This window comes from Aminobacter sp. SR38 (assembly GCF_014843375.1).
Taxonomy (GTDB): domain Bacteria; phylum Pseudomonadota; class Alphaproteobacteria; order Rhizobiales; family Rhizobiaceae; genus Aminobacter; species Aminobacter ciceronei.
The window spans coordinates 3,053,974-3,078,861 of the sequence record NZ_CP062112.1 but is presented as its reverse complement, the minus strand read 5'-3'; the positions used below and the strand labels follow the sequence as shown (position 1 = coordinate 3,078,861).

General features: G+C 63.9%; 26 protein-coding genes. 15 read left to right on the top strand and 11 right to left on the bottom strand.

Annotated features, from left to right (window positions below; all coding sequences use genetic code 11):
• Positions 1-12: 12 nt before the first annotated feature.
• On the top strand, positions 13-927 hold the full coding sequence (locus IG197_RS15000) for an ABC transporter substrate-binding protein (protein WP_192319771.1): 915 nt from the start codon (positions 13-15) through the stop codon (positions 925-927).
• On the opposite strand, the gene IG197_RS14995 is transcribed toward IG197_RS15000, so the two are convergent.
• Positions 903-1,064: a hypothetical protein gene (locus IG197_RS14995; protein WP_154386260.1), complete on the bottom strand. Its 162-nt coding sequence runs from the start codon at positions 1,062-1,064 to the stop codon at positions 903-905. The genes IG197_RS15000 and IG197_RS14995 overlap by 25 nt on opposite strands.
• On the opposite strand from IG197_RS14995, the gene leuD reads away from it, so the two are divergent.
• The 5 genes from leuD to leuB all read left to right on the top strand — a co-directional run bounded on the left by leuD (position 1,063) and on the right by leuB (position 5,173).
• Positions 1,063-1,668 (top strand): 3-isopropylmalate dehydratase small subunit, encoded by a 606-nt coding sequence (gene leuD / locus IG197_RS14990; protein WP_192312931.1) that lies wholly within the window; start codon positions 1,063-1,065, stop codon positions 1,666-1,668. The two genes, IG197_RS14995 and leuD, sit on opposite strands and share 2 nt — an antisense overlap.
• Positions 1,669-1,889: 221 nt before the next feature.
• Positions 1,890-2,717, top strand: coding sequence for a hypothetical protein (locus tag IG197_RS14985; RefSeq protein ID WP_246765153.1), 828 nt, complete (start codon positions 1,890-1,892; stop codon positions 2,715-2,717).
• A 13-nt stretch (positions 2,718-2,730) separates the two neighbouring features.
• Positions 2,731-3,111, top strand: a complete 381-nt coding sequence (locus IG197_RS14980) for a RidA family protein (RefSeq protein WP_067955882.1) — start codon at positions 2,731-2,733, stop codon at positions 3,109-3,111.
• 17 nt (positions 3,112-3,128) lie between these two features.
• The gene (locus tag IG197_RS14975; RefSeq protein ID WP_192312929.1) at positions 3,129-3,932 is read left to right on the top strand and encodes an endonuclease/exonuclease/phosphatase family protein; all 804 of its coding nucleotides are present in this window, start codon (positions 3,129-3,131) and stop codon (positions 3,930-3,932) included.
• Positions 3,933-4,069: 137 nt separating this feature from the next.
• A complete protein-coding gene (gene leuB, locus IG197_RS14970) occupies positions 4,070-5,173 on the top strand; it encodes a 3-isopropylmalate dehydrogenase (RefSeq protein WP_067955881.1) in 1,104 nt (367 codons plus the stop codon).
• A gap of 67 nt (positions 5,174-5,240) precedes the next feature.
• On the opposite strand, the gene IG197_RS14965 is transcribed toward leuB, so the two are convergent.
• Entirely contained in the window at positions 5,241-5,963 is a 723-nt protein-coding gene (locus IG197_RS14965) for a DUF805 domain-containing protein (RefSeq protein WP_192312926.1), read from the bottom strand.
• Positions 5,964-6,266: 303 nt separating this feature from the next.
• Between IG197_RS14965 and IG197_RS14960 the strand changes: the two genes are divergently transcribed.
• Positions 6,267-8,171: an ABC transporter ATP-binding protein/permease gene (locus IG197_RS14960; protein ID WP_192312924.1), complete on the top strand. Its 1,905-nt coding sequence runs from the start codon at positions 6,267-6,269 to the stop codon at positions 8,169-8,171.
• Between the two features lie 12 nt (positions 8,172-8,183).
• Here the strand turns inward: IG197_RS14960 and IG197_RS14955 are convergent, their stop codons facing one another.
• Both IG197_RS14955 and IG197_RS14950 read right to left on the bottom strand, forming a co-directional pair.
• Entirely contained in the window at positions 8,184-8,642 is a 459-nt protein-coding gene (locus IG197_RS14955) for a hypothetical protein (RefSeq protein ID WP_067955875.1), read from the bottom strand.
• Between the two features lie 14 nt (positions 8,643-8,656).
• Positions 8,657-9,043, bottom strand: a complete 387-nt coding sequence (locus IG197_RS14950) for a DUF6152 family protein (protein ID WP_067955873.1) — start codon at positions 9,041-9,043, stop codon at positions 8,657-8,659.
• Positions 9,044-9,186: 143 nt separating this feature from the next.
• On the opposite strand from IG197_RS14950, the gene IG197_RS36660 reads away from it, so the two are divergent.
• The 5 genes from IG197_RS36660 to IG197_RS14930 all read left to right on the top strand — a co-directional run bounded on the left by IG197_RS36660 (position 9,187) and on the right by IG197_RS14930 (position 13,299).
• Complete coding sequence (locus IG197_RS36660; protein WP_256438667.1) at positions 9,187-9,318, top strand: hypothetical protein; 132 nt, start codon at positions 9,187-9,189, stop codon at positions 9,316-9,318.
• Positions 9,319-9,428: 110 nt separating this feature from the next.
• A complete protein-coding gene (locus IG197_RS14945; protein ID WP_192312921.1) occupies positions 9,429-10,463 on the top strand; it encodes an aspartate-semialdehyde dehydrogenase in 1,035 nt (344 codons plus the stop codon).
• Between the two features lie 5 nt (positions 10,464-10,468).
• Complete coding sequence (locus IG197_RS14940; protein ID WP_192312918.1) at positions 10,469-10,945, top strand: GNAT family N-acetyltransferase; 477 nt, start codon at positions 10,469-10,471, stop codon at positions 10,943-10,945.
• Between the two features lie 141 nt (positions 10,946-11,086).
• Positions 11,087-12,250, top strand: coding sequence for a glycosyltransferase (locus IG197_RS14935; RefSeq protein ID WP_192312915.1), 1,164 nt, complete (start codon positions 11,087-11,089; stop codon positions 12,248-12,250).
• Between the two features lie 143 nt (positions 12,251-12,393).
• Positions 12,394-13,299: a bestrophin family protein gene (locus IG197_RS14930; RefSeq protein ID WP_192312912.1), complete on the top strand. Its 906-nt coding sequence runs from the start codon at positions 12,394-12,396 to the stop codon at positions 13,297-13,299.
• Here the strand turns inward: IG197_RS14930 and IG197_RS14925 are convergent.
• From IG197_RS14925 to ffh, 5 genes are all read right to left on the bottom strand, one after another.
• Positions 13,290-13,826: a cupin domain-containing protein gene (locus tag IG197_RS14925; protein ID WP_192312909.1), complete on the bottom strand. Its 537-nt coding sequence runs from the start codon at positions 13,824-13,826 to the stop codon at positions 13,290-13,292. The two genes, IG197_RS14930 and IG197_RS14925, sit on opposite strands and share 10 nt — an antisense overlap.
• 67 nt (positions 13,827-13,893) lie before the next feature.
• A complete protein-coding gene (locus IG197_RS14920) occupies positions 13,894-16,341 on the bottom strand; it encodes a bifunctional diguanylate cyclase/phosphodiesterase (protein WP_192312906.1) in 2,448 nt (815 codons plus the stop codon).
• A 415-nt stretch (positions 16,342-16,756) separates the two neighbouring features.
• A complete protein-coding gene (gene rpsP / locus IG197_RS14915; protein WP_154386255.1) occupies positions 16,757-17,149 on the bottom strand; it encodes a 30S ribosomal protein S16 in 393 nt (130 codons plus the stop codon).
• A 59-nt stretch (positions 17,150-17,208) separates the two neighbouring features.
• Positions 17,209-17,535 carry a chorismate mutase gene (locus IG197_RS14910; protein WP_067955860.1) on the bottom strand — a complete coding sequence of 109 codons (327 nt, stop codon included), beginning with the start codon at positions 17,533-17,535 and terminating at the stop codon, positions 17,209-17,211.
• A gap of 8 nt (positions 17,536-17,543) precedes the next feature.
• Positions 17,544-19,127 carry a signal recognition particle protein gene (ffh, locus tag IG197_RS14905; RefSeq protein ID WP_067955854.1) on the bottom strand — a complete coding sequence of 528 codons (1,584 nt, stop codon included), beginning with the start codon at positions 19,125-19,127 and terminating at the stop codon, positions 17,544-17,546.
• Between the two features lie 393 nt (positions 19,128-19,520).
• Between ffh and IG197_RS14900 the strand changes: the two genes are divergently transcribed.
• Positions 19,521-21,221, top strand: coding sequence for a bifunctional diguanylate cyclase/phosphodiesterase (locus IG197_RS14900; protein WP_192312903.1), 1,701 nt, complete (start codon positions 19,521-19,523; stop codon positions 21,219-21,221).
• Positions 21,222-21,259: 38 nt separating this feature from the next.
• Here IG197_RS14900 and IG197_RS14895 read toward each other — a convergent pair whose 3' ends face one another.
• Together IG197_RS14895 and IG197_RS14890 are read right to left on the bottom strand one after the other, a co-directional pair.
• Positions 21,260-21,871, bottom strand: a complete 612-nt coding sequence (locus tag IG197_RS14895) for a DUF1236 domain-containing protein (RefSeq protein ID WP_192312900.1) — start codon at positions 21,869-21,871, stop codon at positions 21,260-21,262.
• Positions 21,872-21,981: 110 nt separating this feature from the next.
• Positions 21,982-23,235 carry an NAD(P)/FAD-dependent oxidoreductase gene (locus IG197_RS14890; protein WP_192312897.1) on the bottom strand — a complete coding sequence of 418 codons (1,254 nt, stop codon included), beginning with the start codon at positions 23,233-23,235 and terminating at the stop codon, positions 21,982-21,984.
• A gap of 168 nt (positions 23,236-23,403) precedes the next feature.
• Here IG197_RS14890 and IG197_RS14885 point away from each other — a divergent pair, with 168 nt between their 5' ends.
• Together IG197_RS14885 and IG197_RS14880 are read left to right on the top strand one after the other, a co-directional pair.
• Positions 23,404-24,222 carry a lytic transglycosylase domain-containing protein gene (locus IG197_RS14885; RefSeq protein WP_192312894.1) on the top strand — a complete coding sequence of 273 codons (819 nt, stop codon included), beginning with the start codon at positions 23,404-23,406 and terminating at the stop codon, positions 24,220-24,222.
• A gap of 130 nt (positions 24,223-24,352) precedes the next feature.
• Positions 24,353-24,871, top strand: a complete 519-nt coding sequence (locus IG197_RS14880; protein ID WP_154386251.1) for a hypothetical protein — start codon at positions 24,353-24,355, stop codon at positions 24,869-24,871.
• Positions 24,872-24,888: the final 17 nt, after the last annotated feature.

Below are 24,888 nucleotides of genomic sequence, written 5' to 3'. Positions count from 1 at the left end.
GGAGCCATGACCATGAAGCTCATCGCCAAAGCCGCACTCGGCCTCGCACTGGCCGCTTTCGCCGCCAGTTCCGTCTTCGCCCACGAAGTGAAACACGCCATGGGCGTGACCGACGTGCCCGAGAATCCGCAGCGCATCGTGGTGCTGACCAACGAAGGCACCGAAGCCGTGCTGTCGCTGGGCTTCAAGCCTGTCGGCGCCGTCCGCTCCTGGACCGGCTCGCCCTGGTACAAGCACATCGTCGAAAAAATGGACGGCGTCGAGGTTGTCGGCGAGGAATCGGCGGTCAATCTTGAGCTCATCGCCGGCCTTCAGCCGGACCTGATCCTCGGCAACAAGACGCGCCAGGAAAAGATCTACGATCAGCTATCGGCAATCGCGCCCACGGTCATGTCCGAACGCCTGCGCGGCGACTGGAAGGTGAACTTCGCCCTGTATGCCGACGCGCTCGGCATGAAGGCCGAAGGCGAGGCACAACTCAAGGCCTTCGACGACAAGGCGACCAAGCTCGGCGAGGCGCTCGGCGACAAAAAGGCCGAGAAGGTGTCGTTGATCCGCTTCATGCCGGGCCTGACCCGCATCTACTACAAGGACACCTTCCCCGGCATGATCTTCAGCCAGATCGGCATCCAGCGCCCGGCGGTACAGGACAAGCCGGGCTTCGCCGACGACGTCACCAAGGAGCGCATCCCCGAATTCGACGGCGACCACCTGTTCTACTTCGTCTACGAGACCGGCAACGGCAAGGCGAGCAAACAGTCGGAAGAATGGCTGTCCGAGCCGCTGTGGCAGAACTTGCCGGTGGTCAAGGCCGGCAAGGCCGTCGCGGTGGACGATGCGGTGTGGAACACCGCGGGCGGCGCGATCGCCGCCAATCTCCTGCTCGACGACATCGCCCGCGTCTACGGCGTGACGCCGACGAAGTAACCGGCACCGGGCTTCGCGCCGCCGCGCATGATGCCCACGGCTTCTTCCCCAACGTCGAAACGCTTTGATTCCCGGCCAAGCTTGTGTAAAGCGGGGCAAGCCAAAATCCCCGCAACAGCCAGACGGGCAAAAGCCATGGAAAAATTCACCAAGCTCACGGGCGTCGCCGCCCCCCTGCCAATCGTCAATGTCGACACCGACATGATCATCCCCAAGGATTATCTCAAGACGATCAAGCGCACTGGGCTTGGCACCGGGCTTTTCGCCGAGATGCGCTACAATGAGGACGGTTCGGAGAACCCCGACTTCGTGCTCAACAAGCCGGCCTATCGCAAGGCCGAGATCCTCGTCGCCGGCGACAATTTCGGCTGCGGCTCGAGCCGCGAGCATGCGCCATGGGCGCTGCTCGACTTCGGCATCCGCTGCGTCATTTCGACGTCGTTCGCCGACATCTTCTACAACAACTGCTTCAAGAACGGCATCCTGCCGATCACCGTCAGCCAGGAAGATGTCGACAAGCTGATGGACGACGCTTCGCGCGGCGCCAACGCCACCGTTTCGGTCGATCTCGAAGCCAAGGAGATCCGCGGCCCCGACGGCGGCGTGGTCACCTTCGACCTCGACGACTTCCGTCGTCATTGCCTGCTCAACGGCCTCGACGACATCGGCCTGACAATGGAGAAGGCCGCGTCGATCGACAGCTACGAAAAGAAGGTCGCCGAGAGCCGCCCCTGGGCCTGATCGCTCGGCTTCATATCTCAGAGTTTCGAAAGCCCCGTTCCGCAAGGTTCGGGGCCTTTTTTCATCTCCGGCCGGAATGCATTAGCGGCTGCGCAAATGCTGGCCCAGCCACCTGAAGCTGACAGGCCAACTGGGGCATGCCATTGTCCCGCCTCGGGATTCGGGGCATGCGCACGACTGGGCCTCGGCACATCGCTCACGCCCGGACAATGGAGCGCCGCATGAAACCATCCACCCTCTTCGCCACCGCATCGATCGCGCTTTTGCCGAGCCTTGCCATCGCCCAGGACAGCGAGCCGCAGACCATTCCGTTCGAAGGCGGCAATTTCACCATCGTCGAAAACGCCGAGGGCGAGAAGGTGCTTGCCTATGAAGGCAAGGAACTGGCCGAGAACTATGTCGCCTTCCACGACCGCACGGTCGAGGTGAGCGATACCAAAGTGGCCATCTTTGCGGTCGGCGACGGCGGCAACGCCTGCAGTCCCGAAACTGTACTTGCCTGGAAGACCGAGGCGGGCATCCAGTCGACGACCATCGGCGCGGGCAAATGCGACACGCCGTCGCCGGCGGTGACGGCGTACAACATCTTCTTCATCCCTTATCCGCTCCCCGGCGAGACGCTGCCGGTCACGACATGGGATCCGGAAAACGGCCTGACAATGCACGGCAATCTCGCTTATGCGCCGCAGCCGGGCACCGACTGGTCCGATCTGACGCCGAAAACATACGCGGACGGCATCGTCGCGGCCTTCAAGAACGAGGCGGTCTACAAGGCTGCTCAACAACTGCTTGGCGACGACCTGCCTGGCTTCGCCACCAGCCTGCTGGTCAATGGCGGCACGGAACCGTTGCCGTCAGGGGCCTTCTACGCCAGCGGCTGCGTCCCGCATGCCTGCGGCGTCAGCGACGGTTTCATAGCGATCGATGCCAAGGCCAGGAAGCTTTATCTGGCGCAGCAGACGGAGGCTGAGCCCAAGGCCTGGCCGGCACTGGCGACTTGGCCGGCCGAGTTCAGGGACGCCTTGACCAAGGCGCTGGCAGACGAATGAGGGAGAGGTGACAATGCGCAAGCTGATTTCGACAGGATCGCCTTTCGAGAAGACCGCGGGCTATTCGCGCGCCGTGGTCCAGGGCGACTGGTGCTTCGTCTCGGGTACGACGGGTTACGACTACGCCACCATGACCATGCCCGACAGCGTGGAAGCACAGACGCGCAATTGCCTGGCGACCATCGCCAAGGCGCTTGACGACGGCGGCTTCGAAATGGCCGACGTGGTGCGCGCGCATTACTACATCACCGACCAGTCCTATGTGGATGCAGTGTTCCCGATCCTCGGCGAGACCTTCGGCGACATCCGCCCGGCGGCGACAATGATCGTCTGCCAGCTCAACAAGCCGGAGATGAAGATCGAGATCGAAGTCACTGCACTGAAGCGTCCGTGACCGCGAAGGGGGGCCGCTTGCGCATTCTATCGCTGAACGGCTGGGGCGGCAGGCTCGGCGAGGAGCTCGTCGCCTATGTCAGCAGCACGGATCCCGACGTTTTCTGCCTCCAGGAGGCGACCAGAACGCCTGCGGCGACGTCGCCGTGGCTGGTCTATCGCGACGGCGGCGGCGAGCTGTTGCAACGGGCCAACCTTTTTGGCGAGGTCGCCGACGCCCTGCCCGGCCACCAGGCCTTTTTCTGCCCAGCCGCGCGCGGCCCGCTCTATGACAGCGACCGGACGCTGCGGTCGGAATGGGGACTGGCAACCTTCGTCAGGCGCTCGCTGCCAATCATCGGGCAGATACAGGACTTCATCCACGGCGCCTTCTCGGCCGACGACTTCGGCGAGCACCCGCGCTCGCGCAACGCCCACGCGGTAAGACTGCATGACTATGTGACCGGCAACGCTGTTCTCGTCGCCCATCTCCACGGCCTGCGCGAACTCGACGGCAAGGGCGACACCCCGGCCCGCGACGCGCAGACTGCAAGGCTTGTCGAGCTGATCGGCAGGATCCGCCGCAAGGGCGACCGCCTCGTCGTCTGCGGCGACTTCAACGTGCTGCCGGAGAGCCGGATGCTCACCGAACTACGCAGCATCGGGCTGACGGATCTGGTGACACAGGGCGGCTTCACCGACACCCGCACCTCGCACTACCTGAAAGCGCCACGCTTCGCCGACTACATGCTGGTCAGCGACAACGTCGATGTGCGCAACTTCGAGGTCGTGGGCCAGCCCGAAGTCTCCGACCACCGCGCCCTGCTTCTGGAGATCGGCTAGATGATCCGGATAGGAATCCGGTCAAACAGGCGCCGGCGGAGCCATTTGCGCGCTCTGGAGCGTCCTTTCCTGCTTGCACCGGCGCCCCTCCAAGGCTAGCAAGACCGCGGTTCACGCATCTTTCGGAAAGGCTTTCCATGGCGACGCGCAATCTTCTTCTCCTGCCCGGCGACGGCATCGGCCCCGAGGCCATGGCCGAGGTCCGCAAGCTGATCACCGCAATGAACGAGAAACTCGGCAGCGGCTTCACCACCGAGGAGGGTCTCGTCGGCGGCTCGGCCTATGACGCGCATGGCCAGGCGATCTCGGATGCCGACATGGCCAAGGCGATGGCGGCGGACGCGGTGCTGTTCGGCGCCGTCGGCGGCCCGAAGTGGGATGCCGTGCCTTACGAGGTGCGCCCCGAGGCCGGCCTGCTGCGCCTGCGCAAGGACATGGAGCTGTTCGCCAACCTGCGTCCGGCGATCTGCTACCCGGCGCTCGCCTCGTCGTCTTCGCTGCGCCAGGAAGTTGTCGAGGGCCTCGACATCCTGATCGTGCGCGAGCTGACCGGCGGCGTCTATTTCGGCGAACCCAAGCAGATCATCGACCTCGGCAACGGCCAGAAGCGCGGCATCGATACCCAGGTCTACGACACCTTCGAGATCGAGCGCATCTCGGGCGTCGCATTCGAACTCGCCCGCACGCGCCAGAACCGCGTGACGTCGATGGAAAAGCGCAACGTCATGAAGTCGGGCGTCTTGTGGAACGAGGTGGTGACCGCCACCCACAAGGCCAAGTATTCCGACGTCAAGCTCGACCACATGCTGGCCGATGCCGGCGGCATGCAGCTTGTGCGCTGGCCCAAGCAGTTCGACGTCATCGTCACCGACAATCTGTTCGGCGACATGCTGTCGGACGTCGCAGCCATGCTGACCGGCTCGCTCGGCATGCTGCCTTCCGCCTCGCTCGGCGCGCCGGACGCACTGACCGGCAAGCGCAAGGCCCTCTACGAGCCCGTGCACGGCTCGGCCCCCGACATCGCCGGCAAGGGCATCGCCAACCCGATCGCCATGATCGCGTCGTTTGCCATGTGCCTGCGCTACTCGTTCAACATGGTGGCCGAGGCCGACCGCCTCGAGGCGGCGATCGCCGCCGTGCTGGAAGACGGCCTGCGCACCAAGGACATCATGTCCGAAGGCAAGACCGAGGTCGGCACGACCCAGATGGGCGACGCCATCATCACGAAGTTCTTCGCCTGATACCAGGTCGAAGAAACCAAAACGGCGCCCACGCGGCGCCGTTTTCTTTTGCGCTTCTGAAGTTGCCCTATCCGACAGGGACGTAAGGCGGCGGAACGTTCACCCCAACCGGCACCGGGCCCCATTTGTTGTCGTGCTTCTGGGACGGAATCAAAGTGAAGACGAAGATGATCAGGCTGCCGACATAAGGCAGCAGGATCAGCAGATAGAACCATCCCGACAGGCCGAGGTCATGAATACGGCGGATGGTGACGGCGATGCTGGGCAACAGCGTTGCCAGGATGAACAAGCCTGGCAGTGCGAAACCGACAATCGGTTCCGCATCGAGATTGCCAAGTGCGCCATCGATACCGAAGCCGATCGCTGCCAGCGCGACAGCGGAAAGCGTCCAGAACAGATAGTAGCCCCAACATTCCTTACGCCGGGCGCGGGCGCGGAAGTTCACATAGTCGGTGGTCAGCGCGCGCCGGAAATACGACCACAGCCCGGTCGTTGCGACCACGCCGCTTTCGGCGGCTCCCTCCTGATCGGATCCGCGGCGGCCGAACTGGGGTACCGATGTTGCGGCAGCGGGCGCCGCAGCAGCCATTTGCGCAGCGCCGACCTGGGCGTGGATTACAAACACGTCACGGGCCTGACTGCCGCTCGGTTGAAACTCGATCTCGGTGCCCTTGCCCGGAATCGCCGTGCCCCTCAAATCCTCGCGGGCAAAGGTGTAGCGGTTGCCGTCGACCGCGGCGGCGAAGCCGAAACCCTGAGCCTGATCGTAATGCAGTACTTCGCCGCGCATCTGTCGCCTCGTGAATTGCCAACCAGACAGTGTTCCAACTTGCCCTGGGCCGCAAGCTCCAGGGGTAGCCGGCGCAGGTCATCGAGCTCGCCGCCAAACGTTGCCCTCACGCAACGCTCGCGGCGCGTTGATTAGCCGGTAACCATATGTTGACTGTGAAATGTTCAACTCGTGTTACCCTTTCGATAGGCAAAGGGCATGGGGTAAGGAACTGTGATTCGGGTCGATAGACCTCGAGATCCATCGTCGAACAGATGGCGTCGCGGCGCCGCCAGGCCGCCTCCCCTGACGCCGGTTTCCACGATGCGAAGCTTCTGGGGCCTGATGCGGGCCTACTGGTTCTCGGATCGCTGGAAGGAAGCCTGGGGGCTGACGCTGGTGATCGCCCTCCTCACCGCACTTTCCAGCAAGGCCAGCGTCTGGATGGCCGAGGCTTCAGGCGAATTGGTCAATTCGATCGCCTTCTTCCATGACCCGGCCAACATGGCGCCCCTGGCGTCGCTGCTGACCAGTGCCGGCACATTGCTTCTTCTCGTCGTCATCAAGGATGCAGGCTTCATCGGCATCCGGCACCTTTTCTCCACCACCTTGCATCGCAAATGGCGCGGCTGGCTGAACAACCGCTTCAACGCCGCCTTGCTCGACGCCAACCACACCCATTTCCACGTCCAGCACAACGCAAGCGCCGGCAACGGCCCGGGCACGGCGCCCGACAACATCGACCAACGCGTCCAGGATTCGATCAAGGGCATGACCGGCGGTGCCATCGGCCTCGCCATGGGTGTGATGGGCGTCACCACCTCATTGTTCTTCGTCGGGCAGAAGCTACTCGAAACCTCGACCATCGTTCCTGGCCTTGAATTTCTCGGCCCCTATGGCAGCGTCATCCTGGCCTTTGCCGCCGTTGCCGCCTACGTGCCGCTCAACACCTATATTGCCATGAAGCTCGGCGGCATGATGGAGCGTCTCAGCATCCGCATGCAGCAGGCCGAGGGCAGCTATCGCGGCGAGCTGACGGTGCTTTTGCGGCGCAGCTTCCATGTCGCGGCATCGCACGGCGAAAACGTGCAGCGCTCGATGCATGACCGCCTCTATGTCGACATCGACAAGACCTGGTCGCGCCTCAACATCGTCAATGCCGGCTACATGTCGTTCGAGTCGATCTATGGCTTCATCGCCGCGCGCATCGTCGCCTATGGGCCGGGGCTGGTGCCCTACATGCACGGCCACATCAACCTGAAGGGCTACATAACAGGCGCCGAACTGGTGAACTCGCTGATCAGCCAGTGCTCGTGGTTCATCCAGGTGATGCCGGCGATCGCCACGCTCAGGGCCAACAGCGAACGTGTCACGGATCTCGCCAAGGCGATTGAGAACGTGCAGCGGCCGCCGTCATTCTATGCCGCGACTGGAAAGTCCGAGTTCAGCTATGGCAGCCAGAACGCGCTGTTCGGCCTGACCGTCCGCAATCTCGAACTGATGCACCAGGGTGTTGAAGCCAGCCCCTTCCTGACCGTCCCCAACCTGCGCTTCCGCCGCGGCGAGTGGACCTTTGTGTCGGGCCAGTCCGGCTGCGGCAAGACCTCGCTGGTCAAGGCGATCAACGGACTGTGGCCATATGGCCGCGGCGCCATCGTTTTTCCCGAAGGCGTCAGGTCGTTCTATGCCACCCAGGACGTCAAGCTGCCACAGGTCTCGCTCAAGCAGCTGGTCTGCCTGCCCGACCACCCAGGCAACCATTCCGAGGCGAAGGTGGCGGTGGCCATGCACAAGGCCGGCCTTGGCGACCTGATCGATCATCTCGACGACGAAACCCGCCAGGGCAAGAGCTGGGACCAGCTGCTGTCGGGCGGCCAGAAGCAGAAACTGGTCGCGGCCCGCATCCTGCTGTTGCAGCCGGGGCTTTTGTTCCTCGACGAGGCGACCGCTGCCCTCGATCTCGAGGCCAAGATCGCCTTTCATCAGGTGATCAAGGACAATTGCCCCGATGTCACCGTCATCAGCGTCATGCATGAGGCCGTGCCGCCAAAATCGGCGCAAGGCGTCGAGTTCTACGACAGCATCCTCAGCATTTCAGACGGCATCGGATCGAAGAAGGCACTGGCCAGCCTGCCGGCCGAACTCACCACGCTTTTGGCCCAGCCGCAGCAGCCGGAGGAAGAATGGCCGCCGCTCAGGTTTCCGCGCGTCAAGCTGAAGGAGAAGTAGAACGCGCTCGCGTTACAGGAAGCCGATGAAGCGGCCGCACAACAGGACCGTGCACCAGATCACCACCGACATCACAGCAAGCGGGCGCCGCAACGAAGACCATCGACGCTGCTTGTCGCTTTCGATCGCAGCGAACAGGGCAAAGGTTGCACCTGCCAAGGCGATAAGCCCCATCTTGCCGAGGAAGACCGGCATTCCGGCATAATACGACGCCCGCACGGAAAACAGGGCGAGGCCGCTCAGCACGGCGAGGCAGAAGGCCATCAATGCCAGCCGCCGCAGCAACATGACAAAGGGGCGTTCCGGCAGGCTGCCGAAGGCGCCGAGGATGCGCAGATCGAGAAGCGCGACCGACGTCAGCAAAGCGCCTATCGCGGCAATGTGCACTGCGTTGACGACCGGATAGGCGACAAACGAGGTCTTCAGTTGCCTGACCAAATCCCATTGTTCGACTGCCTGCAGGGGCTCCACCCGTACAATCCCGGTCAGCTCGGCGGCACGCGGTCCGCATAGACGTCATAGGTCTTGCCGTTGATGATGATCCGGACGGCTTTCATGCGCTTTTCGGTTTCGTCGCGCGAGCGGTTGCCGATGGCGACGACCTCGTCACCCTTCTTGGCGACCTCATCGGTGAAACCGGCGGCAATGGTCCGCGCCGGCGGCGCCAGCTCCACGCGCCACAGCTCGCCTTCGACGTCTACGTCAAGCGTCGCATGCGGGTTGCCGATGTAGATGTCGGCGATCACGCCCTTGAGCTCGAAGAAGCCGTCCTGGGTCCAGGACCAGCCGTGATGAGCAAGTGCCGGCAGCGCAAACAACGCAGCCACGGCAAGGGTCGCGGCGAGGGAGATGCTTTTCGGCAGGACTTCCATCTGGGGTTCCTCCGTCAATCGATCCGCGCAGAAGCCTAGGTGGCAAGCGACAAAGGTCAAATCACATCAGCCGGAGCCCACCGGTCCCCGATTGACTCTCCATACAAACCGGATAAAAGCGGCGGCGAACAGGGATCCCTCCGATGCGCGGCCTCTTGATGGCGCTTTTCGCATTCGACTTTCCCGGCCACGACAGAGATCGTGCCGGGCGCGGAGCCGTTTCCCTGCTTTCGACCAAAACCATGGCCAAAACCACCACCACCAAAATGGTGTGATTTCCCTTGGCCTGCTCACCCTCTCCCGGGTCCGGCCCGGGGGATGAAGCCCGCAACGGCCAGCGGGTTTTCTCCAAAAAGCGAGCGGAGAGGGACAGGAGATTTTCGATATGGGATTCAAGGTTGCAGTCGTCGGCGCCACGGGCAATGTCGGCCGGGAAATGCTCAACATCCTCGAGGAACGAGGCTTTCCGGTCGATGAGGTCGTGGCGCTTGCCTCGCGCCGTTCGCTCGGCACCGAGGTTTCGTTCGGCGACAAGACGCTGAAGGTCAAGGTTCTCGACACCTACGACTTTTCCGACACCGACATCTGCATCATGTCGGCCGGCGGCAACATCTCCAAGGAATGGTCTCCGAAGATCGGCAAGCAGGGCTGTGTCGTCATCGATAACTCGTCGGCCTTCCGTTACGACCAGGACGTGCCGCTGATCGTTCCGGAAGTGAACCCCGACGCGATCTCCGGCTTCACCAAGAAGAACATCATCGCCAACCCGAACTGCTCGACTGCCCAGCTGGTTGTGGCGCTGAAGCCACTGCATGACGCCGCGACCATCAAGCGCATTGTCGTTGCCACCTACCAGTCCGTTTCCGGCGCCGGCAAGGAAGGCATGGACGAGCTGTTCACCCAGACGCGCGCCGTCTTCGTCGCCGACCCGGTCGAAGCCAAGAAGTTCACCAAGCGCATCGCCTTCAACGTCATTCCGCACATCGACGTCTTCATGGAAGACGGCTCGACCAAGGAAGAGTGGAAGATGGTCGCCGAGACCAAGAAGATGCTCGATCCCAAGATCAAGCTGAGCGCCACCTGCGTGCGCGTGCCGGTGTTCATCGGCCACTCGGAAGCCGTCAACATCGAGTTCGACAAGGCGATCACCGCCGATGAGGCACGCGATATCCTGCGCGAGGCGCCAGGCTGCCTGGTCATCGACAAGCGCGAGGACGGCGGCTACGCCACCCCGCTCGACTCGGCCGGCGAAGACGCGACCTACATCTCGCGCATCCGTGAGGACCAGACCGTCGACAACGGCCTGTCGATGTGGATCGTCTCCGACAATCTGCGCAAGGGTGCTGCCCTCAACGCCGTCCAGATCGCCGAGCTTCTTGTCGAGCGCGGCCTGATCTCGCCGAAGAAGAAGGCGGCCTGACACCAGTGCCCGATGTCGTGCTGCGTCCGGCCGAGGCCGAAGACGCACACGACATCGCCCGCATCCTGAGGGCGGCACTCGCCGCCTTCAACTGGATGCCCCAGCTGCATACACCCGACGAAGACCTGTATTTTGTCAGGCACGTCCTCCTCGCCGAGCAGACCGTCACCGTCGCTACGATCGAGGACAGGATTGTCGGCTTTGCCGCCACCAAGAATGAGTGGATCGAACAGCTCTATCTCCATCCCGACTGGACCGCTCGCGGCATTGGCGCCCGGCTTTTGAACCATGTGACGGCCGCAATGACTCACGTGAAACTTTTCTGCTTCGAAGCCAACGCAGGCGCGTGCCGTTTCTACGAGCGCCACGGTTTTGTTGCCGACGCCTTCGGCGACGGCTCGTCCAACGAAGAAGGCTTGCCCGACATCCTCTACGTCCGCCGCGGCATGCCGGCGGCTCGGCCACAATCCCCTCAAGGTTGATTCCGGACATTGCTACGGTAGACTGGGTCCGTCGCAGGGAGGCAGCGGGGCTGAGGTACCGGAGGCAGGACGATAGCGCGCGATAGTCTAGCCAGCGACAGCAGCCGTCAGAACGGCGTGCACCGCCCGCTGCGGATCCTGATGACAAATGCCGTGCTGACCGGGCGCAGCGGCACCGAAACGCTCGTCCGCGACACGGTGCTGGCACTGCGGCGGCGTGGCCATTCGGTAACCGCGTTTGCGCCGATCACAGGCCCTGCAGTAGCGGAAATCCGTGCCACGGGTTCGCCGGTGGCAACATCGCTGGCGGCGCTCGAAGCGCCCGACATCATTCACGGCCATCACACCGGACCAACCATCGCCGCCCTAACGCGCTTTCCCGGGACGCCCGCAATCTTCGTCTGCCACGACTTCAGCAGCGAGATCGACGCGCCCCCCATTCATCCCAGGATCAGCCGCTATCTCCATGTGCGGGCCGCATTGCGCGGCAGGCTGGTGGACGAATGCGGGATCGCTGCGTCGAAGGTAAGGTTCTGGCCGAACACCATCGACCTGCAGCGCGTCGGACCTGCTGCCCCGGCTCCCGCGAGGCTGGCAACCGCTGCAATCTTCGCCCACCCCGGGACCATTCGCTTTACCGGCATGATCGCCGAAGCCTGCCAGCGCCATGGCATTGCCTTTCGCGGTGAGCTGATCGGCAAGGCAGCGGACGACGTGGTCAAGCGGCTGGGCGGCACGGATCTGGCATTCGCCAGCGGCCGAATGGCGCTCGAAGCCATAGCGCGGGGCTGCGCCGTGATCAATGTCGACCGCTTCGGCGTTGGCGGCTTGGTGACGACGGACAGGTTTGACGGTTTTGCCGCGGTGAACTTCGCCTATGGCGCATTGTCCGACGCAGCATCACCCGAACTGCTCGACCGCGAAATTGCCGCCTACAGGGCTGAAGATGCCATTGCGGTCACCCAACGCGTGCGGCGTGACTTCGCCAGCGAAAAGGGCGCCGAGCAGATCGAGGCGATCTACCGCGACGTGCTGGCGGAAAAGCCCTGGCCGAGGCGGGAGCCGAACGAGGACGAACGCGCCATGGCCGCGATCATCGAACGATTTCTGCAGCAGAAGCAGATCTACGACCGCAGCTTCGTCAGATTGCGCGAGGGTCTTGGCCCAAGCGAGGAACTGCAGTTCCAGCTCGGCGAGCTGTCGAGCAAGACAGCCGCGCTTGCGCACGAGGTCCGCCGGCTGAGGCGGGGCGGCGTTCTTCGCAGGCTGGTCGACAAGCTGACCGGGCGAACCTACGAGAACTGACCCAAGTTTTGCGCCTCCCCATTGGGCGGCGGGGCCGGCTGCCTTATCGGACAAATCAACGCAATCGCTATTCATGTCGTGATTGGAGATGACACCGGCAGGCCTGGCGGCGCACTATCTTTTGGAAACAGGTACCACCCCGCATGATCGTTCGCCCGCGCACAAACCTTTTGAAGCTGTTCTTCGTCATGCGCGGCTCCGTGGTGCCGCGCATCCTGCCGCAGATTCTCGGCTTCGCGCTCTATGGCGCCGCGGTGGTCGCCGCCGTCAAGCTGCTCAAGCTCGATCTCGGCGACGCCGGCGTCGCACCCTTCGCGCTGCTGGGCGTCGCGCTTTCCGTCTATCTCGGCTTCCGCAACAACGCCGCCTATGACCGCTGGTGGGAAGCCCGCAAGTTATGGGGCCAGCTCGTCTTCGAAATCAGGAACCTGTCGCGTGCCGCGACCGCGATGATCTCCGACCGAAGCGAACTTAGGCCGCTCTTAATGGATTCGCTCGCCTTCTGCCATTTCCTGCGCGGCGAACTGCGACGGGTCGACACCAGGGAAGCGGCTCGCCCATTCATCGGCGATGCCGTCGACGAAATCCATGCCGCGACCAACAGGCCTGACGCAGCGATGCGGCGGATGGGCGAGAAGATCGGTGCGCTCAAGCGCGCGAAAGTGCTGGAGGCGATGGACTATCGCATCCTCGACGAGCGTCTGGCGGCGATCTCGGCGCTGCAGGCCGGCTGCGAGCGCATCATGGGCACGCCCCTGCCCTTCGCCTACACGTTGCTGCTGCAGCGCACCGCCTACATCTTCTGCCTGCTGCTGCCGTTCGGGCTGGCGGGTTCGGCCGGCTGGGTGACGCCGCTGTTCACGGCGCTGATCGCCTACACATTCTTCGGCCTCGATGCACTCTCCGAAGAACTCGAAGACCCCTTCGGCATGGAAGCCAACGATCTTGCCCTCGACGGCTTGTGCCGGGTCTGCGAGATCTCGGTGTTCGAGGCGCTGGGCGAAACACCGCCACCAATGCTGCCGGCGGAAAATTTTTATTATTCCTGAGCTAGCCCGGGCCGGGCCTTGGCATCGGGGGCGCTCGCATCGATGCCCTCCCAATAGTCCATCGTCGCCGCCTTGCCGTAGCCTTCGCCGGTCAGGCGGACGCTGACGCGGCCTGATTCCGGGTAGACGATGACATCGTTTGGATTGCGCTCGCCGATGATGAGATAGCGGCACGGCGCATCGGTGTGGTTGAACAACGAGTGCCCAACCTTCTGGCCGGCGGGAAAGCAGACATTGTCGCCTGCCTTCATGAAATAGTTGCGCGCACAGAGCTTCAGTGTCAGCGCGCCCTCGAGGATGTAGGCGTGCTCCTCCTCGAGCATGTGATAGTGCGACGGGTTCGTCTCCTTGCCTGGCACGAGTTCCTCCAGCGCGACGCCGACATGGTCGCCGCCGCCAAAGCTGGACAAATGGCAGAAGCTCGATCCGAAGCGCTCGCCATGCGAGAAGACCTCGAGTGGCGCCGCTTCGGCGGCAAAGGGCTCGGAGATACCGTCAGCGTTGAGTGCGGATATCTTCTCGGGCATGGCATTTCCTCCGGCAACCTTGCTGCAGCTTAGGTGGCCGGTCATCCGGTTCGGTCAAGCAGTCGCCCTAAGCCACCTGAACCTTGTTGCCACGATAGCTCGCGATGATGTCGGCCGCTCCTGCCCCGTCGACCGGCGGACTGAACAGGAATCCCTGGATCTCGCCGCAGCGCTCCCGCCGGAGCAGCTCGAGCTGGGCGCCTGTTTCAACGCCTTCGGCCGTCGTGTCGATGCCGAGATTGGCGCCAAGGCCGATGATGGCGCGTACGATCGCCATCGATTCACGGCTGCTGCCGATATCGCGGACGAAGGAACGGTCGATCTTCAGCCGGCTGAATGGAAAGCGCCGGAGGTAGCTCATCGATGAGTATCCGGTGCCGAAATCATCGAGCGCGATGCGCACGCCGATCTGCTTGAGCTGTTGCAGGACGGCGAGATTGGCGCCTGTGTCGGCCAGAAGAACCGATTCGGTGATTTCGATCTCGAGCCGCGACGGGTCGAGCCCCGACCGCGCAATCGCCTGGCCGATGGTCTGCGCGAATTGACCCTGCCGGAACTGCACAGCCGACGCGTTGACAGCGATGACGAGGTCGTCCGGCCAGGTGGCGGCACGCCGGCAGGCCTCGTCGAGCACCCAACGCCCGATCGCCTCGATCATGCCGGTCTCTTCGGCGAGTGGAATGAATTCCGCAGGCGAGACCATGCCGCGCCTGGGATTGCGCCAACGTACAAGTGCTTCGAAGCCGCGCAGCGCACCCGTCTTCACCGAAATGATCGGCTGGTAGTGCAGCTCGAGTTCGCGATCGAGGTCGGCGCAGCGCAGCTCCAGTTCAAGCTCGCGGCGATCGCGCATTTCGGCGTCCATCTCCGGTTCGAAAAAATGGAACGCGCCTTTGCCGTCGCGCTTCGAGCGATAGAGCGCCAGGTCGGCGCATTTGAGCAGCGTGCCGGCGTCGCGCGCATCGGCCGGCGCGATCGCAGCACCCAGGCTGGCGCCGATCGACAGCTTGTGGCCCTCATAGGCGTGCGGCTCGCTGATCGCCTGGATGATGCGTTTGGCAAGCGCCTGGACATCGGCGCGGCTGAGCGCGCCGCGCAGCAGGATGGCGAACTCGTCGCCACCGAGCCGGGCGACGAGGTCGCTGCGGCGCAGAAGCGTGCGGATGCGGGATGCCGTCTCGACCAGCAGGGAATCGCCGGCGGCATGGCCGAGCGTGTCGTTGACCGCCTTGAAGTCGTCGAGGTCGACAAGCAACAGCGCGAAAGGCTGGTGGCCGGCGACGGCAGCGCCGACGGCCTCCTCGATCTCCTGCGAGAAGGTGGTGCGGTTGCCGACGCCTGTCAGCGGATCGTGGTGGGCGAGGTAGGAAATGCGATCCTCGGCGCGCTTGCGCTCGGTAATGTCGACGATTGTCGACAACGTCGCCGGTGCGGTGCCGACCTGAATGTTCCTGGCATATTCGATGACATCGAGCTCGCTGCCCGCCGCCGTGCGGTGACGCACGAAGCGCTCGCCCGTCGCCGGCAGGTCGGCGACACCGGGCTCCAGATCGGCGATGCCGAGCGCCAGGAACTCGCCCCGGCCTCGGCCATAGAGATTGAGCGCTGCGGTGTTGACGTTCAGGAACGCACCGCCATCGGCCTGGCGCACATACATCGGGACCGGGTTGTCGTCGAACAGCGAGCGAAACAGCGTTTCGCGGTTGCGGATCTCGCGTATGTCGGTCAGCGTCACCGCCAGCAGTCCGTCGGTTTCAGCGACGCCGACCTGCAGCGAGACGGTTTCGCCGCCAAGCTGGTGTTCCAGTTCGAGCGACGGCGCAGCGACACCATGCGCACGGGCGACGCCGCATTCGTCGAGCAGGCGCGACAGGCCGCAAGCGGCATTCGCCTGCGACAGCAGCTTGAATCGCATGTCTTCGGCCGAGACCCCGAGAAGGCGCGCTGCGGCGTTGTTGATGCTGAGGACCTGATAGTCCCGTGCCTCGCCACCGGCGGATTCGAGCGCGCTGAGCGCTAATATACCTTCGTCGGTCGAGTTGATGAGCAGCCGGGCCAGGTCGATCTGGCTCTTGCGCGGCCGCGCGAAGATCAGGAAATACTCGCCCGGCCAGCGGCACGACAGCGGCAGCGCCAAAACCTCGACGGTGGAGACCATGCCGTCGACGATCGAGCGGCACAACGCCAATTGCGGACGCGCCGCCAGGCGGGCCAATTCGATCGCGCCCGATATGGCGCGCTGGAACGCGAAAGGCAGCACCGACAGCACCGCCGCGGGCACGCTGAGGCCGGCAATCGCGCCGAAGCGCGGGCCGGCGCGCAGGATGAAGCTGTCCGTGGCGGGCTGGAGACGAACAACCGCCATCTCGTCGGCGAAGCGGCCGACGCTGCCGAGCGCCAGCTCTTCATAGGGCGGCAAGGCGCCGTCGATGCAGGCCGCCTGCCAGCGCCGCAGAACCAACCTGACGTCGTCGAACTCGGTGTCGACGCCAGCTGACAGGTCCGCGGCGCACATTGCGATCGGCTGCTCCGCCGCACCACCCGGCATTTCCGACGGAAGCGCCCGCTGCCTGTCCCAAGCTCGCATTGCCAAAAGCATCCGGTCACCTGTCAGCCTGCGACCGCCCGGACCAGATCAGCCCGGTCGCAGGCACGTCGCATCGATTGTCGGCATGCCGAAGCCCCCCCTCGGCCGACAGCACGGCCTCATGCCTGCGCGGTGTCCGCGCGCTGTCAGGGTCAAGCTATCCGCTGCCGCCTTACCGCCTGCTTAAGCCGAATGTCACATAAGTGTCATGTGCTTAGGGGCAGCAGCGGTGGCGCGGGCGGGGCCAGATCCATGTCGCCGAAACGGCTGAAACACGCCCCGAAAAAGCAAAACGGCGGACCTTTCGGCCCGCCGTTGCTTGTTTCGCCGATAAGGCGAAAAATTATTCGGCCGAAGCTTCAGCCGGGGCAGCAGCTGCAGCCGCGATGGCGGCAGCGGCGTCGTCCTGGGCCTTCTTCAGGGCAGCCAGACGCTCCTGGGCCTTCTTGCCCGGCTCACCCTTGGTCGGGTTCGAACGAGCGTCGCGCTTCACGATGCCTGCCTCGTCGAGGAAGCGGGCAACGCGGTCGGTCGCCGTGGCGCCGTTCGACAGCCAATGCTTGGCGCGGTCGGCGTCGAGCTTCACGCGGTCGCCGTCCTTGGGCAGCAGCGGGTTCCAGGCACCGATTGCCTCGATGAAGCGGCCATCGCGCGGGCTGCGGGCGTCGGCAACGACGATGTGGTAGTAGGGGCGCTTCTTCGAGCCGGCGCGGGCCAGGCGGATCTTAAGGGACATTGTCTTACTCCTGAATAGTTCTGTCTTGGGTTGTTCTTGGTCTGCTGTCTGTTCCGCCGTCAGGCGGAGGTAGTCTTGTCTGACGCGCCGTTGTGTTCGGCAGCCAGCATTTCGTGGTGACGGATCACCTCGCGGATGATGAAGTTGAGAAACTTCTCCGCGAAATCGGGATCGAGATGGGCGTCGTCGGCCAGGCGGCGCAGGCGCGCGATCTGGGTCTGCTCACGCGCCGGATCGGCCGGCGGCAGGCCGTGGGTGGCCTTGAGCACGCCGACTGACTTGGTGCAGCGGAAGCGCTCGGCCAGCATGTGGATCAAGGCTGCGTCGATGTTGTCGATCGAAGCGCGCAATTCCTGAAGCTGTGCCTGCGGGGTGATGTCGGTCATCGCGCTCCTCACTTCTTCTTGCCAAGGCCAGGCAGGCCGCCACCGAGACCGGGAAGCTTCATGCCGCCGGGCAGGCCGGGAAGGCCACCGCCGCCGAGACCAGGCATGCCGCCCGGAAGACCCTTGAGCCCGCCACCGAGGCCTGCGGCTTCGGCCTGCTTCTGCAGGGCTTCGAGCTGCTTGGGATCCATCTTGGACAGGTCGGGCATGCCGCCGCCAGGCATCATGCCGCCGAGGCCCATCTTGGAAGCCAGGCCGCCCATCATGCCGCGCATGAGGCCGCCGCCTTTGCCCTTGCCGCCCATGGCCTTCATCATGTCGGCCATCTGGCGATGCATCTTGAGCAGCTTGTTGATCTCGGCGGCGTCGGTGCCGGAACCGGCGGCAATGCGCTTCTTGCGCGAGTGCTTGAGAACGTCGGGGTTCGCACGCTCGGCCTTGGTCATCGACGAGATGATGGCAAGCTGGCGGCCGAACATCTTGTCGTCCAGGCCCGCCGCGGCCATCTGGTCCTTCATCTTGCCCATGCCCGGCATCATGCCCATGATGCCACCCATGCCGCCCATCTTCTGCATCTGGCCAAGCTGGTCGGCGAGGTCGTTCAGGTCGAACTTGCCCGACTGCATCTTCTTGGCCATCGCCGCGGCTTTTTCCGCGTCGATGGTTTCGGCAGCCTTCTCGACCAGCGAAACGATGTCGCCCATGCCGAGGATGCGGTCGGCGATGCGCTTGGGATAGAACTCCTCCAGCGCATCCATCTTTTCGCCGACGCCGATCAGCTTGATCGGCTTGCCGGTGACAGCGCGCATCGACAGCGCAGCACCGCCGCGGCCGTCGCCGTCCATACGGGTCAGCACCAGGCCGGTGATGCCGACGCGGTCGTCGAAATTCTTGGCGAGGTTGACGGCATCCTGGCCGGTCAGCGAGTCGGCGACGAGCAGGATTTCGTGCGGGTCCGACACCTTGCGGATGTCGGCCATCTCGACCATCAGCGGCTCGTCGATATGGGTGCGGCCGGCCGTGTCGAGGATGACGACGTCGTGGCCGCCGAGCTTGGCCGCCTGAACGGCGCGCTTGGCGATGTCGACCGGCGACTGGCCGGCGATGACGGGAAGGGTCGCGACCTTGGTCTGCTCGCCGAGCTGGCGCAGCTGCTCCTGCGCGGCCGGGCGGCGCGTGTCGAGCGAGGCCATCAGGACCTTCTTGCCCTGGCGCTCGGTGAGGCGCTTGGCGATCTTGGCCGAGGTGGTGGTCTTGCCCGAACCCTGCAGGCCGACCATCATGATGACGACCGGAGCGGGCGCGTTGAGGTCGACGGCGACGCCTTCGGCGCCAAGCATTTCGACAAGTTCGTCATGGACGATCTTGACGACCATCTGCCCGGGTTTGATCGACTTCAGGACGGCGGCGCCGACGGCCTTCTCGCGCACCTTGTCGGTGAACGAGCGGACGACTTCCAGCGCCACGTCGGCTTCGAGCAGGGCACGGCGAACCTCGCGCAGGGCTGCCGAGACATCGGCCTCCGACAGTGCGCCACGGCCGGTCAGGCCGTTAAGGATCGATCCAAGCCGCTCTTGCAGCGATTCAAACATTCGACTTCCCTTCTCTCAGCCAACCGGTGTCGAACCGAGAGGTAATGCCTCTGCGCGCCTGAACCAAACCAAAAAGCACCCGGGGGCGCATTGCGCTGCCGGGTGTTGGCCTCCGGGATCGTTTTGTACCTCTAAGGGTGTCCCGGTCGGCCGCTCGGAGTGGAACTCGTCGCGGAATTTGACGGCTGTAGACAGGAAAATGCCGGGCGAGTCAAGGCAAGGGCCCGAGAACGGCGATTGTTGGCGGATTCTCGGACGAAAATCAGTGGCTGTTAATACTTCCCTGCTATCATATGCGCCATCCGGGGGGATACATGTACTATTTTAGAGTCTTCTACCACCATGTGTGATCATCGGGTTGATCCGCATAAATGTATGGACGGTGGTGACTTCATGACCCCGACCGCAGATGCCTCGCCGCTTGCCGGCTTTGTCGAGAATATCGAATTCGCCCTGGTGGTCATCGATGCCAGCCGCAACATCTCCTTCGTCAACAAGTCGGCCGAGCGCATGTTCGGCTACGACAAGGCCGAACTCGTCGGCGAAACCCTCGATCTGATCATTCCCGCGAGACTACGCGGCGCCCACAATGCCGGCATCGCGCGCGTCGCCGCCGGCACTCCATCCAAGCTGAGCGGCAAGACCGTCGAGGTCTCGGCACTGCGTCGCGACGGCAGCGAATTCCCCATCGAACTGTCGCTGTCGGTCTGGGATGGGCCCAACGGCGTTTCCATGGGCAGCATCATCCGCGACATTTCCGAGCGCAGGCAGCGCGACATGCGCCTGTATCGTCTGGCGCATCAGGACACGCTGACTGGCCTGCCCAACCGCTTGCAGTTCGACATGCAGCTTGAGGATGCACTTGAGAGAGGCGAGGCGACCGGACTTTTGCTTGTCGACCTCGACGGCTTCAAGAAGGTCAACGACACGCTCGGCCACGCCACCGGCGACACGCTTTTGCAGGCGCTTGCCGTGCGCCTGCCCGCAGCGCTCGACGCCAATGCCATAGTGGCGCGGCTAGGCAGCGACGAGTTTGCGGTGCTGTTGCGCGGTATCGACAGGCCGGCGGCGGTCGCTGCCGCCGCCAACAGCCTGCTGCATTCGTTCGAACAGCCCTTCGAGATCGGCGACCACTTTCTCAAGCTCGGCGTCAGCATCGGCGGCGCGGTTGCGCCCCGCGATGGCGGTGACTCGGAAGAGCTGATGGCCAGCGCCGATCTGGCGCTTTACCGCGCACGGCAGCAAGGCGGCAGCTATCGCATATTCGAGCCGGGCATGCGCAACGCCGTGGCCGTACGGCGCGCGCTGCAGGACGAGTTGCTGCGCGCCATCAGGGCCCGGGAATTCGTGCTGCACTACCAGCCGCAGGTCTGTCTGGAGAGCGGCAGGGTGATGGGCGCCGAGGCGCTGCTGCGCTGGAACCACCCGTTACGCGGGCTGCTCGCGCCCGCCGATTTCCTTGCCGTGCTCGAAACGCATTCCGGCGCGCTGACGGTGGGCAACTGGATCCTTGATGAAGCCTGCCGACAGTCGGCCGCGTGGCGGGCTTCAGGCTTTGCCCCCATCACGATGGCCGTCAATCTGTTTGCCGTTCAGGTCAACGCCGGTAACCTGGCCGAAACCGTGACGTCGACGCTGTCGCGTCACGGTCTGCTCGCCGACGCGCTCGAACTCGAGGTCACCGAAACCATCGCGCTCGATTATGAAGAGCGTACTCTGGAGCCGTTCCGCAAACTCGGCAAGGCGGGCGTCGGCCTCGCCTTCGACGATTTCGGCACCGGCCACGCAGCACTCAGCACTATCAAGCGTTTTCCCCTCACGGTGCTCAAGGTCGACCGCAGTTTCATCCGCGACATGCTGCGCGATCCAAAGGACGCGGCAATCGTGCGCGCGGTGCTCGGCATGGCCGGTGACATGGGGCTGTCGGTTATCGCCGAAGGCATCGAGACGCGGGCACAGGAGGCGGCACTCTACGCCATGGGCTGTCGCGTCGGCCAAGGCTATCTCTATTCCAAGGCGCTGCCGGCTGCAGAGTTCGAGCAAATGCTGAAGCGGGCGGAACATGCTTCCGAGACGTCGGTCACGCCGCTCTAGGACCGGCCGCCGGACAGCTTGCCCGGCGGCCTCCAAGGCTATCGGACCACGTAGACCACGCGCCGTGTCGACGGTTCAACCAGCACCGGCTGGCCGTTTACATTGACATAACGATACTCGTAGTCGGGTATCTCGGTCAGTTCGACCGTATCAGGCAGGCCGGCACCCACCACGACCTCGCCGTCGAGATAGACCGGCTCGACCCGATGGTCGGTCACATAGGTACGAACCGCCCCGGGCGGCTCGATGGCCGGCATCACTTCACCAGCGACGATCGCCCCTGTCGTGCCGTCGATGACAACGTCACCGGCGCCACCGGCAGCCGGCGGATCAACGACAATCACGCCGGAATCGACCGGACGCGCCGAAAGCACGATCTGCTGGCCGCCGAAATCGCCGACGAGATAATCGGAGTAAACCCAGCCATCACCGCCGGAATCGGCGACGCTGCACCATTTGCTGCCTTCAAGGCAGCCGCGAAGCGTAGTGCCCTGTCCGGCACCGATGACGCCGATGACCGGATATTGCGGCCCAGGGCCGGCGCGGACGTTGAGATCGGTCGCAGCCTGCACGGCAATGTCGGCAAATGACGGGCCGGAGAAGGCGAGAAGCGCCCCCGCGATGGCGGGCAACAACAGTTTCGTTTTCATCTTTTCGCTCCGTTTTCTTGGTCCCTCAAGGTGCCGAAACGGAGCCGACAGTCATCGGTTCCTGACGAAATGGCCCGGAACGCTCACGAATTGTAGCAGATTGACGTTCGCTAAGCTGATGTCCTCCAATGTGTCGCCAGTTGCGAAGCGACCTGTCCTGCCACCGCTTCGCCCGACAGCCGGGCCCCACCGCAGGTCTGGATCAGCGGCCCCGCAAGATGCTCGCCGGCAAAGAAGATGCGCTCGCCGAGCGGCTGCATCAGGACCGACCGCGCCTCGGAACGACCGGGACGCGCTGCGGCATAGGCGCCCCTGACATAGCGTTCGCCGCCCCAATTCGTCATCATCGCCCGGCCGACATGCTTGCGCGTGTCGTTGCCGAAGATCTCGCACAGCCGGTCGGTGGCGAAATCGACGCCGGCTGCCTCGCCGGCTGCCGACAGCTCCCAGGCGAAATCGCCGCCGACGAAGCCGACCATCAGGTCGAGATCGAAGGGAAAGCTGAGGAAGTAGATGTCGTGACGCGCGGACCGCTCGATGAGCAGGTCATCGAAGGGTTTGAGACCAAGGCGGCTGCCTTTGATTTCGACGGGCAGCTTGGTCAACATGCCCATCGGCAGGTCGAAAAACGCCGTCATATAGTGTTCCGGCAGCGCGGGCGAAAAGGCGATCTCCTCGAAGGCCAGCACCGCCGGCGATGCCGTCACGATCGCAGCCCCGGCACGCAGCACGCCGCGATCGGTGTGGCAGCTGACGCCTGCACCATCCCAGTCGATCCGTCGCACCGGCGTGGCAAGCTCGACCGGAACATCCGCGCCGAAACGCGCGACCAGTGCGCCATACCCTTCCCGAGTGAAGTAATTGGGATCGAGATCGGCGGCATTCCTGAAGTCGGCGATCGAAATCTCGTCTTCGTCGGCGCCGAAATCCATCGGTCCGCAGAAGGTGGCGGCGGCACGCGACGAGCGTCCCTTGGCCAAGAGCGCGCCAAGCCGGTCGTCGGGGTCGGCGTGACTTTCAAGCAAGGCCGCCATGGCGGCATCCGCCTGTTTGACCTCCGCTTCCTCGGCCTCACTCGCCTTACGGTTGCGATAGTAGAGGTGATCAATGTTCATGTCGTGATGATGCATGGTCCAGCCGGCGGCCTCGGCTTCCGGGAAATAGGGGTTGCGATCGGCGGCGTGCAACCAGGCGCAACCGATGTCGAAGGGCACACCGAAGTGTTTGCTGCTGGTCCAGGCGCGCCCCCCTGTACGATCCATGGCTTCCAGCACTTTGAAGCTAAGTCCTGCGGCACGCAGGACTTTTGCCGCCGAAAGGCCGGCGGAACCGGCGCCGACGATCACAACATCGACATCATCCATGTTTTTTCCCCGCTCTCGCCATATTCACCGCTTGATCCTATGCGAGAATTTTGCCACCTGCCATTGCAGGCAGACGGGGACGTAAACGCCTTCTTAATGCTAAAAAGCGAGCGTTGGGCTGGCAACACCCCTCCCAGGGACATTTGGTTCAGGCATCAGGAGAACGGCATGGCATTGACTGCCAAGGTGAAGAATTTTGCTGCGGCCTCCGCCATACTGGCGGTTTCGGCAGGCAGCTCATTTGCGGCGGAATGCGGCAACAACGCGGGCGGCTTCGAAGCATGGAAGGCGGCATTTGCCGACCAGGCGGCGGCGAACGGCATCAAGGGCAACGCGCTGAGCGCTCTCGCCAAGACGACCTATGCCACCAAGACGATCTACGCCGACCGCAACCAGAAGAGCTTCAAGCTCTCGCTCGACCAGTTCATGGCCAAGCGCGGCGGCAAGGCGATTGCCTCCAAGGGCAAGACGATCAAGAAGCAGAACGCGGCGCTGTTCCAGAGCATTGAGGCGCGCTATGGCGTGCCGGCCGGCCCGCTGATCGCGATCTGGGGCATGGAGACCGGCTTCGGCGGCTTCATGGGCAACCAACACACGCTGTCGGCGGTCGCCACGCTCGCTTATGACTGCCGCCGTTCGGAATATTTCACCGACCAGCTCTACGCAGCGCTCAAGCTCGTCCAGAGCGGCACGCTGGCGCCCAACGCCATCGGCGCTGCTCATGGCGAAATCGGCCAGACGCAGTTCCTGCCGGTCAACGTGCTGAAATACGGTGCTGACGGCGACGGCAACGGCAAGATCGACATGGTCCGCTCCAAGGCCGACGCGCTGGCCTCGACCGCCAACTTCCTGCGCGGCCACGGCTGGAGCGCAGGCGGCGGCTACCAGCCCGGCCAGGCCAATTTCGGCGCACTGCAGGGCTGGAACGCAGCCAGCGTCTACCAGCAGGCGATCGCCATCATCGGCGCCGAGATCGACGGCAACTGACGCCTGACGACCTGACACAACCCTGTCAGGAGACATTTCCGAGGCACTGGCAAAGCCAGGGCCTCGGACGCAAAATGACAAGAGCCCGGTGGCGACGCCGGGCTTTTTCAATGCGGACGAGGATCTTGTCATGAACAGCCAGAGCGGCCTGCCCGCCGATCTCTCGCGCTTCGGCAATGTCGAAGGCTACAGCCATTACCCAAAGACCGTGACACCGGGGTTGCCGGCACCCGCCGGCGGCGGCCTGCTGAAGTGGTACGACATCGCCGAGGCCGCGACGCCGGTGACACGCGACACCAGTGCGCTGGCACAGCGTTTCCTGGCGGCGGAGACGGCAACCGGGCGACTCAAGCTCAAGGGCGAGCTCGGCTTTGTCATCCTGCACCGCTGCGGCGGCGATTTTCATTTTCTGCTGGTGAGTTCGTGGCGCAATGCCAACGAGATGTGGGAAACGGTCTACGCCAAGACATCGGACGCCCCCGATTTCTCGCTGTTTCCGCTGCCCGGCCCGCACCGCGCCACCTTCTGTGTCTGGGAGCTGGCCGCAGTGAACCACGAGCGGCTGGCCTTCAGCCGGTACCTCTATTCAGCGCGCGACGAGGCGGCCAAGCGGGCGTATCTTGAGGATTATTACGAAGGTGGGGCGTGAGTCTTTCATTCTCCCCG